This window comes from Ferruginibacter profundus (assembly GCF_054783275.1).
The window spans coordinates 273823-287259 of the sequence record NZ_BAAGQW010000002.1; the positions used below are offsets into that span (position 1 = coordinate 273823).

Sequence of the window (13437 nt, forward strand, 5' to 3'; positions counted from 1 at the left end):
AAAAACCTGCTCTTATTACAGGCCTTTTCTACGGTTTTTCTATTAATTATTTTTTGGGTTTTATTTGCAAATTTCTTTTCATAATTACGATGGTCATGCTACCTGATTTTATGACTACGTTTTAATAATGGTTTCACAGGATATTCATCGAGAATACGATGTACTGCCGGGTGCAAATCGATACTTATCTGTGAGGGATCATAAATATCACCTTCGGCAGTACCACTCCAAACCAACTTATTTGCTTTTCTGTCAATAAGATTTAACGTGATGGAACCATTAACATATTCCTGTTTTTGAGTAGTCGAATAACTGGGAAAACGGGAATACCCATAGCTATAAGAAGGATAATAGTTATAATAATAACCAAAGCGGTAAGGCGAATAATAATGACTTCCATAATAATAAGGGCTATAATAATAAGATGATGGATAAGAAGTTATCACCCTTTCCTTTTTAGCATTGGTAATTACTACCTCCATCAGCAGGTCAGGATTTTCAAGGTCCGAATTATACCCCCGGTCACTCATACATTGACCAAAGTAATTGCGGATATTATTACGGATGATTTCATTATTATAACGGGTATTGCTGGTATCTGCCTTATCGGGTAACCATGCAAATGTTTTGTATTGGGTAAAATCAACAGACCTGTCATAATCTGATGATACAGCATTATAGGTAGTGCTGCAACCAACTAAAATCACGATGAGAATGCTTGTTGATACCCATAGAATCGTTTTCATTGTTTTAACTTTAAGTGTCTCAAATAATAATTGTTCTCCCAGTTTTTTTAAGATCAGTTGAGTAAAGGAATTCTAGGTCATTGTTTACTCAATTTCAGTAGCCTGTTCAGCGTATACATTTTATTCTTTGTATCATAGCTGGTCAGTTGCTCATCCTTCTCAAAATATTTATCGATGAAAGCAAGAAATTTTGAATTTTCCGAAAAACCCTTTTTTAAATTACCAATTGTTAAATCAACAACTAAGCTGTCTGCAGCCTTTGAGAAATAGTAATGTTCTTCAACTTTTTTTGCCGGGTAAACCCGTGGGTCAACCGGGTTCGTGTGCAGATATAGCAAAATATCTTCATCCGGGTTTAGAATTTGATACGTTTCATTGCCGACAAACCTGAAAACTTCACCTGTCGTACTTTTATAGCCGTAAGTAGCACTTTTATCAAGCGTGTAAGTAATTCCATGGTGCTTTACTTTTACTTGCTTGGAATTAAAAAGGAGATAGTCATTGATTTTGTGTTTCGCTGTTTTGTAATTAATGGCGTAAGACAACTTGTGGTTTCTGAAATCATCAGCTGTCTGATAGATGCCGCTGCTGTCTTTTTGTGCTGTTGCATTTAACGTAATTGCCAACAGGCCAATTGCGGTTAAAAAAGAAATTTTCTGTTTCATAATTTTAATTTTTAAGTATGTCAAATAATTATTGTTATTGTTCCCCCGGTTTTTTCAAGATCAGTTGAGTAAACCGAACGACTATTTTATTTTCGCCAGGCTGAGCGCTGACGCTAAACTCATTCATGTTAATTATAAATTCAGCGCTGAGATTGCAGCTTACACTTCCCCTCGGAAAATGTTCCAGCACGGCAGCAAAACTGAAAGCCTTTGATATGCCATTAATCATCAGGATACCGTTTACAGCGAACTTCTGTTTTGGATGTGATTTTGTCGGCATATAATTGATATTCATTTTACCTGTAAAATGAGCTTCACTTCCTGCCTGCATCTGCAACAGCATGTTTAGTGAATCATTATTCGTGATGATAGTAGGAATCACCAGCCGCACATACATCTCTGCTTTGTCATAATCTACCTGCATGTGCAGATGATTGCTTGCTGCAGTAACTGTAGCACCATTGTACTTTCCGCTTACTACTATTTTACCGGACTGTGTGCTGTACAATTGTGCGGCTGAGGTAATCCCCATACTTAATAGCCATATCATCATTAAACCTGTACGCATTGATTGCTTGTTCATTTAATTTAAATCCTGAGTTCTATAAAATATTTTCCCTATTTAATCTATTTTTGAACTACACCTTTCCAAGCTGCAAATACGGCGATATAACTGCACCGCATTTGCCTGATGAATTCATCATCAATGATGATGACTGCTGCTTCCATTATCATGTTGCTGATGTCCGTTTGAATGCATATTTTGAGCTTTCGGTTTTTCAACCTTCTTCCTATGCGTTTTTTTCAGGAACTTCCGCTCAGACTTATATGCAGCACCATTCGCATCCATCACCTGTCCATTTTTCAGTTGCAACTGTGTGCCACCCTGCAATTGGCAGGAACCATCCGGTTTAATAATAGTTCCGTTTTTCAAGGTCATATCATTCTCCATCTTAATTCCCATTCCCGTCTCATCCATAATAAGCAGCACCTTACCATTTTCCATTAATAAATAACCCCTGTCTTCAATCACGTTCTGCTGCATTTTCTGTTCAACCTGCCCGGTTTGTGCTATGATAGTGCCTGTTAACATTGTCAGTACCATTGCTATTAAAAGTGTCTTTTGCATAGTTTTATTTATTTTCTATTTACCGTCATCCATTTCGGCTTATACATTCGAAAACCTGTTTTCTTTTTATGTACTGTACTTTACTTTATTCACCTGCCTGCATAAATTCAGTTATTTTTTTGTACTCAACTTCAGTAAGCATAGCCCGTTGGCGCATGTGGGTATTAATCACTTCCCATTGTGTATTGGTAAATGCTGAACTGGGAGGTGTGTTATGACAACGCTGACAGTTTTCACTCCACAAGGTTGTACCACTTTTATCGGTTACTTTGGTGGATACACAGCTTTCTACTATAGCAGTTATCCCAAGTAAAGTAGCGACGCATATTATAATTGTATTCCGTTTCATATAATTTTGTTTTTAGAATAATGAATTAGAAACCAACAGCTACCTGTAAAAAGAACACGTTATTATCTTTTTGTGATTGGTATGCCGCTTTGAGTGCTGTTCTCCAGTTAAACCAGTAATTAATACCGTATGTGTATTGCTTTATTTTTTCCAGATCCTTTGCTCCATCCGGGGGATTGAATCCCGCATAACGAAATACGAGTTCCGTTTTCTTGAGAAATTTGCTTTGCGACATACTGGGCCTGTAAGCCCCCTGGGTAAAAAAGGAACTTCTTTTATTGTCAAATGTGTATTTAGTATTACCAGTTGGATCAGCAGGATCAATGTATTGCGCCTGGTCAATATTTACTTTGTTCCACTGTGCTTTTACATCAAACAAGCCTTTTATAAAATCAAGTTGCTTTACATAAGACAGATCAAGGGCGTAGATCTGAGCATTTACATTTTTGTAATCTGAATTTGCATCACCTACATTTCCGTTCCGGTAGGAGACACCCAGTTCCAGTGATGAATTTGATAAGGGCAATAAACCCAACCTGCCACCTACTGTAAGCTTTTTGCTGATGGCTTCCGCATTGCCATAAGTAAGCGTTCCCTGCTTTGAAGGATCGGCAGGGTCTGTAATTAATTGTGCGCCGTTAGCCAAAAACACGCTGTAATTCATTTTTGAGGAACCAAGAGGTACACCACCACGAAAGTCAACACCTACTTCAGATGTAGGACCTACACCCAGTTCATCTTCTCCGGTGCCAACAGGAAATGTCGGTAACTTATTTATCCATGACGGGTGTAACCTGTCCTGGAAAATACCAAATGGTGAAATGAATTTGCCGGTACGGATGGTAAGGTATTTATTTACAAAAAATGATACATCGGCATAGCCCAATTCAATGCTGGTTTCACGGCCTTCTAATGCTGTTTCCAATTCTGCCTCTACCAGGATATTTTGGTGTGGCTTCCACAATAAAATTGGCACAAGGCTTACGTTGGAAAAGGATGATTGCTCTTTTGAGAACTGTGCAGTAATGTTTGTATAGCCCGAAATAAGAAACTTACTGTTGCGTGCCACCTGGCTCTGTACTTTACTTTGTATCAAGCTGTCTATAGATTCCTGGTTATATTGCTGACTAAAGGCTGCTATCGAAAATAATAGCAGGCTAACTATCGGAATGATGATTTTCTTTTTCATATAATTATTGTTTTAATGTTCTCATATACACGATGGATTGCCATATCTGTGTTTCATTTAATTTCTTTTTAAAGGATGGCATTGGTTTTCTACCTTCTGAAACTTTCCAATAAAGGGCACCATCGCTTTGGCCTTGTGTAGTTGCTTTAGTAAAGTCTCCGGCAGGTATATCCAGGTCTTTTGCTGAAGCGCCATCACCCTTACCTTTTTTCCCGTGGCAGGATAGACATTCACTAACATATATCTTTTTGCCAGCCGCTAAAGTTGCTGCATCAGCAGTAAGAGGATTTTTCTTTGCATCAGCAGTTGCAGGAGCTTTCCATTCTTTTTGCTGATACACGAATGCACTTCCCATTACTGTCATCAGCAACAGTAAGGAAACAGCGAATAGTTTTTTTTCTGAAATGTTTTTAATTAATGTTTTCATGATTTTTATTTTTTTTAATTATTAAGAATTGATTTTCATTATTGAAGCTTTTTTAATTCTGTACACCAAATACACGATATACACAAATAATAACCATACTGCGCCTACCACTGCTGTAAATATGATAACGAGCCACCAGGGCGCATGAGACCCGGCAATGGAAGGTGGTATGGGTTTGTCGACCGGGAAAGAAAGTTTAGATTTAAGAACAACCTTGAATGCAGTATCATTCATCACATCGCTATCGTACACTTTGGCCAATAAGGTCATTTTTCCTGATGAATCACTTCCCTGAATATCTAAAGGGAATTCGGCAGAAATAATACCGGTGCTATCGGTTGTCCCTTCAGCTACTTTCATTAATCCAAAAGTCCGTTGAATGTAAAAAGTCAGCTCAATGTCTTTAACAGGCAATTGACTAGCAATATTGGTAACCGTAGCTGTTATAACATGCATACTGTCGTTTAAGCCCATCTGCAGCGAAATGTTTCCATTTATTTTTTCATCCTGCGCAGCTACGGTCATTGTCAGCAGGAATGACAATAAGATGATGATATATTGTTTATTAGCTTGCATGACCGGGAATATTTTGAAAGTTTACAATATTTTCAACCCCAATTTCTTCTTCGCCACGTTTCTCTACTTCTTCAATTACTTCCCACATAGTAATAACCGGAAAGGGTTTGAAAAGAAGAATAATCAGCAATACAAATCCAGCTAACGAGGAAGCAGTAATTGTCCATTCAATTAAAGTGGGGTAATATGTGGCATAGCCAGGTTGCGCATGTTGAATAGGCACAAAGGGGTGCAGCATATTAGGAACAACAATTAGATAACGGTTGATTAAAGCGCCAAGCAATACCATTACCGATGCCACTACAACCCACTTGATAGACCGTCTGATTTTTTTAAATGACAACATGATAACCGGAATTATCAGACCAACAACTTGGGTAAACCAGAACAGAAAAGAATTTTTACCATAGAACAAATCCTCTAACACTGCTTTTTCTTCCTTTGCCATTTTAAAAGCAGGTACACCGTATTTATTAATATTGAGGTAGAGATAAAAGACGGTTAATGCCAGTAATATTTTTGCCAGGTTATTGAAATGTTTGGCTGTGAGGTAATGCTCCAGTCTGTATCCATGACGGAGCTTGGCGATAATGAGAATCATAATGGCCGTACCAGCCATCAAAGCGCCGAATACAAAATAGGGTCCCATGATAGTTGAGTTCCAGCCTGGTCGTAACGTAAATGCAATTAACCAGGCGCTAATAGTGTGTACCGAAATAGCTACAGGTAAAATCACGATGCATAAAATGAGCATAGCTTTTTTCAAGAGCCGCCGTTGCAGTAAATTATCTTCCCAGCCCACTGCCATCCACCGCCACATTTTTTTTCTCCATTTGGGTGCATCTGTTAGCTTATCCCGCATGATTGCTAAATCAGGTATCAGGGGCAGGTAGAAATAAATTACACTTCCTATAAAGTAAGTGGCGATGGCTACAACATCCCATAGTATGGGAGATTGAATACGGCCATGTGTTATAAGAAAGTATAAACGCTCAGGGCGGCCCATATCCAATACGGGCATAAACCCTGCAAAGAAGATGGCAGATAGTGTAACTGCTTCTGCAATGCGTATAAGTGGATAACGCCATTTAGCGCCTGACATACGAAGCACACAGGATACCAATGCGCCAATTAAACTCACTCCTACAAAAAAGAACAGTAATGAAATATACAAGCCCCAGGAAACATAATCCCTCATGGCTGTAACGCCTAATCCCTTCCGCAGTTGTATAACCCAGGCTACAGTACCTCCCACACATATCAGTCCCAAAAATATTACCCAAAATATTTCCTGCCTGTATCGCCTGCCTACTGTTCCCAGCAATTCGTTTTCAATTTGATTTCTTATTTCAGGATTCAACTTTTCCATAATTGTCATTTTTAATTGTTGAATAATCGATTTATCAATTATTCCTGACTCTGTTTATAAATCCGGTTTATTACATACATTTTATGTTGAGTATCATAAGCGGCTAATTCTGTATTGTATTTAAACATGCTGTCCAGTTGCCGGTAAAATTTTTGATTCTCAGAAAAAGTCTTTTTAAGATTTTTGAATGTTAATTGCTGGACAGTTGAATAAGGCCCTTTACTGAAGTAATAGTTTGTAACGTTAGTTTTACCAGTGGGCGGATGAGTAATATTTCTCCGGTAAATAATGATATACTCATCCTGGTTTAATACCTGTATATCGTATCGGTTAGCAATACGGAATGTTTCTCCGTTACAAAAATGATAACCGTAAATATCCTTTCTAAATACCTTGTATGTGCTATCTTTATGTTTTACTGTGATGTATGCCTTGTTAAAGAAATCGTTCAGATATATTTTATGCTTTTCTGTTTGGCAATTGATGGCAAAGGATAATTTGTTCGCCGCAAAATCATCCGCAGTTTTATAAATACCGCTGCTGTCCCGTTGGGCTTTAACAACAGAAGAGAAAACAGGAAGCAGTATTATTAAAACAATCAGCTTTTTCATAAATCACTTTTTTTCTATTTTGATTTCTTTAGCATTATAGGTACGGTTAGTTGGTGGCAGGTAATAAACCCTTGGCTCAGTACCTAATTCTTCCATGAAACGATAAGCTCCTCCATCCTCCAGCAATTGAGAAAGTTTTGTAGTTGTTCCATCATACCGTGTAACAGCATCCTCGTTGGCATCACCAAACCAAATGGCATTCATGGGGCAGCCTGTAACACAGGCAGGCAGTTTTCCCTCTCTTGCCATATGAGGGCAGAAATCACATTTTTCTACACAACCTTTTTTACTTTGAAAAACATTTTCTGCGGCAGGTGTTTCTTCAAGAAAATCGGGCTTAACAGGTTCTGACCAGTTGAAAAGGCGAACGGAATACGGGCAGGCGGCCATACAAAAGCGGCAACCAATGCAGCGTTCATTATCAATTGCCACTATACCATCTTCTCTTTTAAACGTAGCATCTACAGGGCAAACTTTGGTGCAGGGCGGGTTATCGCAATGATAACATGGCTTAGGGAAATAATAAGGGGCGATTTCCGCCGAATCCTGCATTTCCACTACTTCAATCCATTCCTTATTTTGGGGCAGGTAGTGCATTTTATTGCAGGCCTTGGTACACTTGCCGCAGCCATCACATTTGGCCAGGTCAATGACCATTACAAATTTTTTGCCGGGGATACCTTTACGAACCTCCTCTTCTGAAATATGGGGTCTAAAGTCGGCGACATGGGATTTATCTACAGTTACCAGTTTGCCATCATGTGTTAATACATTTATTTTTTCACCGCTTGCCGGCTTGGTTTTATCATTAATAGAGCAGCCGGAAAGAAAGGCAGCACCAATACCACCCATCAATCCTTTTACAAGAAAATCTCTCCGGGAATTATCCTGGCTATTGGAGTTATCCTTGTTACATGTACAGTTGTTACCGCATGCCATAGGTGTTGTTTTATAATTTGAAAAATATCTGTTCAAAAAAAACAATGCAGGGGCATTTTCAATTGTTATAAGTGACAGGCTGGATAGATTGCCACTTAACAAGATTGCAGTTTACCGGCACAGTCAGTCAATCAACCGGGTTCATAATCCATGTTGTATGAATGTTAACAGTGCCAAGTTGTTTGGATGCAACTTGTCAGGCATTAACCATTATCCTGATCAGCTTACACAATTGAAGCGGTATCAAATCAGAAAGGATTGTATGAAGACACGTATGTCTGGTGGAGAGTAATCTATTTCCCTGGGTGGGATTCGAAGATGCTGCAAATAGCCCTTTTCATTAGTAGATTCGGTAAAGCAGAATGTAGCAATGAATGGGGAGAGGTATGTTATTTTTAGTTGTGTACTGTTTTGCTTTGCAAGCTGTTTATCGACTGAGTTAAAACCAACTACATAGTCTTTACAGCAATTCCCTTCATCTTGAGACGTAAAGAATGCTGTATTATTACCAGTGTCCAAATGCAATGGCTCTATAGCCTCATGCTGATGACTATGACTATTTTCACCATCATGTTCCTCGTGATGGTCTGCATCAGAATGCTCGTGGTGTTTACCAGCTTCATGCGAATGATGATGGTGAGCATTAAATCCCATATCAACTCCCATAGAGCAGGCGAAACCAATTACCGTATTCATTGAAAAGGTAACCAGCAGAAAGAACGCCTTGTATTGTATAGCTCTAGGGGGTTTCATTTTAGTTATAAATTGATTTTAATATTATTTAACCATCTAAATCTACTGTTACATTTTAACTGATACAATGATCTTTAACCTACCCGTTTATGATATTTATCATACAGAAATTCATCTTATGGTTAAATATCACCAACCACTTATCTCCGATTTGCGGGACACAAAACTAAACCGGATTTATTGTAATGACTGTTCGCTCAAATGCTTTTGTTGTTTGATATATTGATGCGACAGCTTATCCAAATGGTTTCTAGCCGGTTCAGGATTTATCCTGTAATCACCCGGTGTTTTACCTGTTTCTTTTTTGAACTGTGTGATGAAAGACTGAGGGCTGCTGTATCCCAATCTATCGCTAATCTCCGTCGCGGAAAACTCTGTTTGAATAAGCAGCTCTTTTGCCCTTTCCATACGAAGCAGCAACAAATATTTTTCAATAGTAATGCTTTCCAACTGTGAAAAGATTCTGCTGAGGTGTGAAAAACTCATTTGCATACCTCCGGATATAAATGCGGATAGCTTGCCGGGCTTATCATTCAAAGAGAGTTCTTCCCTGTATTTAAGCAGAAGTGTTTTTACCTGTGAAACCAGCTTTTCATTATAAGTTTCTGTGAGGGAGAAGCCTTTGTCTTTAAGCCGCTGTTCAATATTATATTTGTCCTGGCTGCTTATTTTACCCTTCAATACCAGCTCGCCCAGCTTAATTGAAATAACTTTATATTTTGTGGCCTTTAACAGCTTCATTATTACTTCAACACATCTTTCGCAGCACATATTTCTGATATGCAAATGAGTTGTATTCATCGTTTTAGTTTTTATAATTTTTCAATAACCAGTTTAACTTATACATTTTATGAAAACTGTCATAAGTGTACAGATCCTTATCTTCCTTAAAGTTTGCATCCAGCGCATCATGAAACCTGTGGTTTTCAGGAAAGGTTGCTTTAACATTTGCCAGCGTTAAATTCTGCAAAGCGGAAGTAGCGTCTTCACTAAAAAAATACATTGGAGGAAACTGACTGGCACTTTTTGGTGAGTGTGCTGAATGTTGATAAAAATAGAGAATGAATGTTTCACCGGGATTTAATATGCTGTATTCTGTGTTATCAACAAACCTGTACTCCTTTCCATTGCATGCCCTGTAACCAAAAACCTCACTTTTCTTAAATGTGTAAGTAGTGCCCATGTGTTTTATTTTAACTTCAGCACCTTTAAAAAGAACGTTGGGGTTAATCTTATGCTTTTCTGTTTTACAGTTAATGGCATAAGACAATTTTCGTTGTTGGAAATCTTCCGCCGTTTTATAAATGCCGCTGCTGTCTTTCTGGGCAAATGAATCCAGGGATAAAAGAACCAGGCAACATGCCAGCATCAATAAATAATATGTCTTTTTCATCTTATTTAATTTATTAATCCAGGATCAATATTTTCAAAAATTGGTATTAATTCTTCTCTTTCATATCCATACCACACTTGGGGCATTTGCCCGGCTTGTCACTCGTTACATCAGCGTGCATTGGGCAGGCATATATTTTCATTACGTCCATCTTCATCTTTTCTTTGGGAGAAAGCGCTAATGATGTCCCGCATTTCGAACACTTGCCAGGCTTATCGCTTGTTACATCAGGATGATTAGGACATGAATAAGCTTGAACAGTTTTATCTGCCTCTTTCAATTCCATTCCGCATTTAGGGCATTTACCCGACTTGTCACTGACTACATCAGAATGCATCGGGCATGTGTACATCCCCATTTCCTGCATTTTCATTTTTTCCTTTGGGGTCATGTTTAGTTTGCTTCCACATATCGGGCACTTACCGGGTTTATCACTTTTTTCACCAGGGTGCGCCGGACACATGTATATCTTCATTACATCCATTTTCATTTGTTCCTTTGTAGACTTTACCAAATCCCTGTCACACTTGGGGCATTTGCCAAATTTATCCATCCTTACTTCGGGATGCATAGGGCAAGTATATTCTTCTTTTTCTGGTTTTGCCGTGGCGGCTTTGGATTTACTTAGTGTGTCTGCCTGGGCAAAAACAGTAGTTGTCAGGATGGTTAAAGTTGCCATCATCAGCATTTTAAACGATTTCATTTTTTTTAATTTAATTGTTAGGAAATAAAACATTGTTTTTAATTAGTACATCTCAACTCCATAGGAGCCTGGATGCTGGCAAGAAACCGTTAAAAAAGGTTGTATTGTATTTACAGTTTTATTTGTACTCTCAATTTCTGTACTCAAACAAGAAATGGACAATAGAGATATTCAGAGAGAATATGCAGAGGGGATGGTATTAAATTCGAAATACCCTTATGCGCAGGTAAATAGGTTCCGGAAAACTTCGCCTGACGTATTTATAAAAACTATCAGGGTCAGAATTGTTTGCCCGTAAATTAAAGTTGCAGAGGTTAGTTACGGTAGGCAGATAAGGTGTAAATGAAATAATATTGATGGCATATAATGCCGTTTGTGTTTTGTGATTGTCAACCTTGCTGTAAAGTAGTTTGTCCTTGCAGCAGCCCTTTGGCATAGCTTCAGGTTTACAGGAACAACCAGTTTTACCACCGAAATTTAAAATAGAAACATGAGCCAAATGACCACCGCAATAGTGAAAATTAATGGCCGCTCCCAGTGCTGTACTGGTGTAAGTAATCAGTAGAAATATGACACATAATTTTTTCACTAAAAAAAATTTTACAATATAAAACTATAGGTAACCCTTCCAATCAAAAATGACATTTATCACACCCTACTATGATCTTTGTCATAAGGATAAAATTTATCTGAACAGCACTGCCTTTCATTATCTGTGATGATGTAGATACACTTTCTAAATTTGTAAAGTGTATCTACACTACCAAGTGATTTAAAAAATGGCATGTATTACTGATCACAATTTCTTATATTACATTTTCTTTTACATCTTCTTTGTAATAATACTGCACCTTAGAAACTACCGCTTGTTTTTTATTTATTTTTTACTGCGATAGTTCCATGCCACATATAGCACATTTACCATTCTTATCGGTTACCGAACCTGAACTCATTGGACAATTGTACAGACCCATTACTTTCATTTTCATTTGATCCTTGGGTGAAAGATTTAATATGCTAAGACATGCAGGACACTTACCGGATTTATTAACGGCAACATCCTGATAACTGTTAACGCTATTCAATTTCATCACATTTCTTTTCATTTGCTCCTTTGGAGACAGGTTTGATACGAATGCGCCTTTTGAATAGTCGCCTGTTGTAATATATTTTGGAATGGCAGTCTGAATTTTCATCACCTCCATTTTCATTTGTTCTTTTTTAGATTGGTTTTGAGCCATAGCGAAAATTGTCAGGATGGAAAAAACTGCCATCATCAGTATTCTAAGAGATTTCATTGTAGTATTTTTTAATTGTAAGAATTTGAATGTATTGATAGGGCATATTATAATGCCAATAGCCGGGCAATATATTGCCTGGTGTAAAAAAATATAATTCTAAATAAGGAAAACGCAGTTACGAATGTAAACTGCCACACCATTCTTAGGGGGAGGTGCATGATCTTTGTATACAATGGTAACCGGCTGGCTGATTAATTCAGTCTCCTGAAAAAAAGGCACAGTTGAATGCAGGATGGTAAAATGTTTTACAAATCCGGTAATGCCATCAGTACCAAAATGACTGTCTTTTACTTTAAGGCTTTGGTATTTTGTTTTGCAGCAATCTTTCATTGCATTAGAACTGCTGCATTTCTCCTTTACCTCCTGTACAAAAGAAACAGTGGTAGATTTTAATTTACCGCAACAATAAAATTGACGTACCCCAAGCCCTACTACAGAGAGGCTGTAAATGGTAATGAGGAATATGAGCGTAATTTTTTTCATTGCAATACCAAAGATCGTATTTCAGTAACTGTTTTTTACAATCCCAGATTAGGTATTTAGATGATTTTGGTCATAATTAACATTTTAAAGCAGGGATTATCATCCAATCCATTCATGACAGATTTTTTATCCGGATATTAAGTCTAACTGATAAGCAGCTTTTACAAGCCCTACCGTATTTTTAACCTGCAATTTATGGATCAGGTTTTGCCGGTGTGAATCGATCGTTCTTTTGGCTACAAAAAGTTTTTTCGCAATCTCTTCATTGGTCATTTCCATAGCAATCATCCGGAGCACTTCAATTTCCCTGCGTGTCAACAATTGTTTTGCTTTATCAATTTTTATCGTACTGTCACCTGCAGCATCAATCAATTTTACGGCTACTTCGCTGCAGTAATAAACTTTACCGGAAAGTATTGTTTTAATTGCTTTAAGCATTTCAGCAGGTTCAATACTTTTTAATACATATCCTTTTGCACCCGCATCAATCATACTCTGTATATAGGCCAGTTCATCGTAGCTGCTTAATACGAGTATTTTAGCCATAGGTTTAAATCTCAAAATGCGGTATACCACTTCTGCTCCCGAAAGTCCAGGCAAACGATAATCTATTATGATCAGTTCAAAATTTGTCTTACTAATCTTAACCAAAGCGGATTCGGCGGTTTCAGCATCAACAACTTTGAAGGGCATCCACCTATTTAATGACTGCAGCATGAGTTTGAGACCATCCCTTACCATTTTATGGTCATCAATAACCAATACATTTATAAAATCAGCTTCTCTTAAATTTATTTTTTTCAT

At 37.8% G+C, this 13437-nt stretch carries 19 protein-coding genes; all 19 read right to left on the bottom strand.

The features are described from left to right. Positions 1-98: 98 nt before the first annotated feature. On the bottom strand, positions 99-746 hold the full coding sequence (locus ACYVM0_RS11305) for a DUF4136 domain-containing protein (RefSeq protein ID WP_460557060.1): 648 nt from the start codon (positions 744-746) through the stop codon (positions 99-101). 77 nt (positions 747-823) lie between these two features. Next, positions 824-1411 carry a hypothetical protein gene (locus ACYVM0_RS11310; RefSeq protein WP_460557064.1) on the bottom strand — a complete coding sequence of 196 codons (588 nt, stop codon included), beginning with the start codon at positions 1409-1411 and terminating at the stop codon, positions 824-826. A 34-nt stretch (positions 1412-1445) separates the two neighbouring features. After that, positions 1446-1994, bottom strand: coding sequence for a hypothetical protein (locus tag ACYVM0_RS11315; protein WP_460557067.1), 549 nt, complete (start codon positions 1992-1994; stop codon positions 1446-1448). Between the two features lie 120 nt (positions 1995-2114). After that, positions 2115-2540 carry a DUF6799 domain-containing protein gene (locus ACYVM0_RS11320; protein WP_460557069.1) on the bottom strand — a complete coding sequence of 142 codons (426 nt, stop codon included), beginning with the start codon at positions 2538-2540 and terminating at the stop codon, positions 2115-2117. 85 nt (positions 2541-2625) lie between these two features. After that, on the bottom strand, positions 2626-2889 hold the full coding sequence (locus ACYVM0_RS11325) for a hypothetical protein (RefSeq protein WP_460557072.1): 264 nt from the start codon (positions 2887-2889) through the stop codon (positions 2626-2628). A 25-nt stretch (positions 2890-2914) separates the two neighbouring features. After that, a complete protein-coding gene (locus ACYVM0_RS11330) occupies positions 2915-4078 on the bottom strand; it encodes a hypothetical protein (protein WP_460557074.1) in 1164 nt (387 codons plus the stop codon). A gap of 4 nt (positions 4079-4082) precedes the next feature. After that, positions 4083-4505: a c-type cytochrome gene (locus ACYVM0_RS11335; protein WP_460557076.1), complete on the bottom strand. Its 423-nt coding sequence runs from the start codon at positions 4503-4505 to the stop codon at positions 4083-4085. Between the two features lie 21 nt (positions 4506-4526). Then, a complete protein-coding gene (locus tag ACYVM0_RS11340) occupies positions 4527-5081 on the bottom strand; it encodes a hypothetical protein (protein WP_460557078.1) in 555 nt (184 codons plus the stop codon). Then, positions 5071-6450, bottom strand: a complete 1380-nt coding sequence (gene nrfD, locus ACYVM0_RS11345) for an NrfD/PsrC family molybdoenzyme membrane anchor subunit (protein WP_460557079.1) — start codon at positions 6448-6450, stop codon at positions 5071-5073. The genes ACYVM0_RS11340 and nrfD overlap by 11 nt, the downstream gene beginning before the upstream one ends. 38 nt (positions 6451-6488) lie before the next feature. After that, positions 6489-7061, bottom strand: a complete 573-nt coding sequence (locus tag ACYVM0_RS11350; RefSeq protein WP_460557081.1) for a hypothetical protein — start codon at positions 7059-7061, stop codon at positions 6489-6491. Positions 7062-7064: 3 nt separating this feature from the next. Continuing rightward, the gene (locus ACYVM0_RS11355; protein WP_460557083.1) at positions 7065-8000 is read right to left on the bottom strand and encodes a 4Fe-4S dicluster domain-containing protein; all 936 of its coding nucleotides are present in this window, start codon (positions 7998-8000) and stop codon (positions 7065-7067) included. 243 nt (positions 8001-8243) lie between these two features. Continuing rightward, positions 8244-8753: a hypothetical protein gene (locus ACYVM0_RS11360; RefSeq protein WP_460557085.1), complete on the bottom strand. Its 510-nt coding sequence runs from the start codon at positions 8751-8753 to the stop codon at positions 8244-8246. 177 nt (positions 8754-8930) lie between these two features. After that, on the bottom strand, positions 8931-9554 hold the full coding sequence (locus ACYVM0_RS11365) for a helix-turn-helix domain-containing protein (RefSeq protein ID WP_460557087.1): 624 nt from the start codon (positions 9552-9554) through the stop codon (positions 8931-8933). 4 nt (positions 9555-9558) lie between these two features. Next, positions 9559-10146 (bottom strand): hypothetical protein, encoded by a 588-nt coding sequence (locus tag ACYVM0_RS11370; protein ID WP_460557089.1) that lies wholly within the window; start codon positions 10144-10146, stop codon positions 9559-9561. A gap of 46 nt (positions 10147-10192) precedes the next feature. Continuing rightward, positions 10193-10849: a heavy metal-binding domain-containing protein gene (locus ACYVM0_RS11375; RefSeq protein ID WP_460557092.1), complete on the bottom strand. Its 657-nt coding sequence runs from the start codon at positions 10847-10849 to the stop codon at positions 10193-10195. Positions 10850-11048: 199 nt separating this feature from the next. Next, positions 11049-11438, bottom strand: a complete 390-nt coding sequence (locus ACYVM0_RS11380) for an HYC_CC_PP family protein (RefSeq protein ID WP_460557094.1) — start codon at positions 11436-11438, stop codon at positions 11049-11051. Between the two features lie 295 nt (positions 11439-11733). Then, a complete protein-coding gene (locus tag ACYVM0_RS11385; RefSeq protein WP_460557096.1) occupies positions 11734-12147 on the bottom strand; it encodes a heavy metal-binding domain-containing protein in 414 nt (137 codons plus the stop codon). 99 nt (positions 12148-12246) lie between these two features. Beyond that, the gene (locus ACYVM0_RS11390) at positions 12247-12633 is read right to left on the bottom strand and encodes an HYC_CC_PP family protein (protein WP_460557098.1); all 387 of its coding nucleotides are present in this window, start codon (positions 12631-12633) and stop codon (positions 12247-12249) included. Positions 12634-12759: 126 nt separating this feature from the next. Continuing rightward, positions 12760-13437, bottom strand: a complete 678-nt coding sequence (locus ACYVM0_RS11395; RefSeq protein ID WP_460557100.1) for a response regulator transcription factor — start codon at positions 13435-13437, stop codon at positions 12760-12762.

Excerpts from the sequence above, each read along its gene's own strand:
- ACYVM0_RS11305 (WP_460557060.1), bottom strand. The coding sequence starts at position 746 with ATGAAAACGATTCTATGGGTATCAACAAGCATTCTCATCGTGATTTTA.
- ACYVM0_RS11310 (WP_460557064.1), bottom strand. The coding sequence starts at position 1,411 with ATGAAACAGAAAATTTCTTTTTTAACCGCAATTGGCCTGTTGGCAATT.
- ACYVM0_RS11315 (WP_460557067.1), bottom strand. The coding sequence starts at position 1,994 with ATGAACAAGCAATCAATGCGTACAGGTTTAATGATGATATGGCTATTA.
- ACYVM0_RS11320 (WP_460557069.1), bottom strand. The coding sequence starts at position 2,540 with ATGCAAAAGACACTTTTAATAGCAATGGTACTGACAATGTTAACAGGC.
- ACYVM0_RS11325 (WP_460557072.1), bottom strand. The coding sequence starts at position 2,889 with ATGAAACGGAATACAATTATAATATGCGTCGCTACTTTACTTGGGATA.
- ACYVM0_RS11330 (WP_460557074.1), bottom strand. The coding sequence starts at position 4,078 with ATGAAAAAGAAAATCATCATTCCGATAGTTAGCCTGCTATTATTTTCG.
- ACYVM0_RS11335 (WP_460557076.1), bottom strand. The coding sequence starts at position 4,505 with ATGAAAACATTAATTAAAAACATTTCAGAAAAAAAACTATTCGCTGTT.
- ACYVM0_RS11340 (WP_460557078.1), bottom strand. The coding sequence starts at position 5,081 with ATGCAAGCTAATAAACAATATATCATCATCTTATTGTCATTCCTGCTG.
- nrfD (WP_460557079.1), bottom strand. The coding sequence starts at position 6,450 with ATGGAAAAGTTGAATCCTGAAATAAGAAATCAAATTGAAAACGAATTG.
- ACYVM0_RS11350 (WP_460557081.1), bottom strand. The coding sequence starts at position 7,061 with ATGAAAAAGCTGATTGTTTTAATAATACTGCTTCCTGTTTTCTCTTCT.
- ACYVM0_RS11355 (WP_460557083.1), bottom strand. The coding sequence starts at position 8,000 with ATGGCATGCGGTAACAACTGTACATGTAACAAGGATAACTCCAATAGC.
- ACYVM0_RS11360 (WP_460557085.1), bottom strand. The coding sequence starts at position 8,753 with ATGAAACCCCCTAGAGCTATACAATACAAGGCGTTCTTTCTGCTGGTT.
- ACYVM0_RS11365 (WP_460557087.1), bottom strand. The coding sequence starts at position 9,554 with ATGAATACAACTCATTTGCATATCAGAAATATGTGCTGCGAAAGATGT.
- ACYVM0_RS11370 (WP_460557089.1), bottom strand. The coding sequence starts at position 10,146 with ATGAAAAAGACATATTATTTATTGATGCTGGCATGTTGCCTGGTTCTT.
- ACYVM0_RS11375 (WP_460557092.1), bottom strand. The coding sequence starts at position 10,849 with ATGAAATCGTTTAAAATGCTGATGATGGCAACTTTAACCATCCTGACA.
- ACYVM0_RS11385 (WP_460557096.1), bottom strand. The coding sequence starts at position 12,147 with ATGAAATCTCTTAGAATACTGATGATGGCAGTTTTTTCCATCCTGACA.
- ACYVM0_RS11390 (WP_460557098.1), bottom strand. The coding sequence starts at position 12,633 with ATGAAAAAAATTACGCTCATATTCCTCATTACCATTTACAGCCTCTCT.
- ACYVM0_RS11395 (WP_460557100.1), bottom strand. The coding sequence starts at position 13,437 with ATGAAAAAAATAAATTTAAGAGAAGCTGATTTTATAAATGTATTGGTT.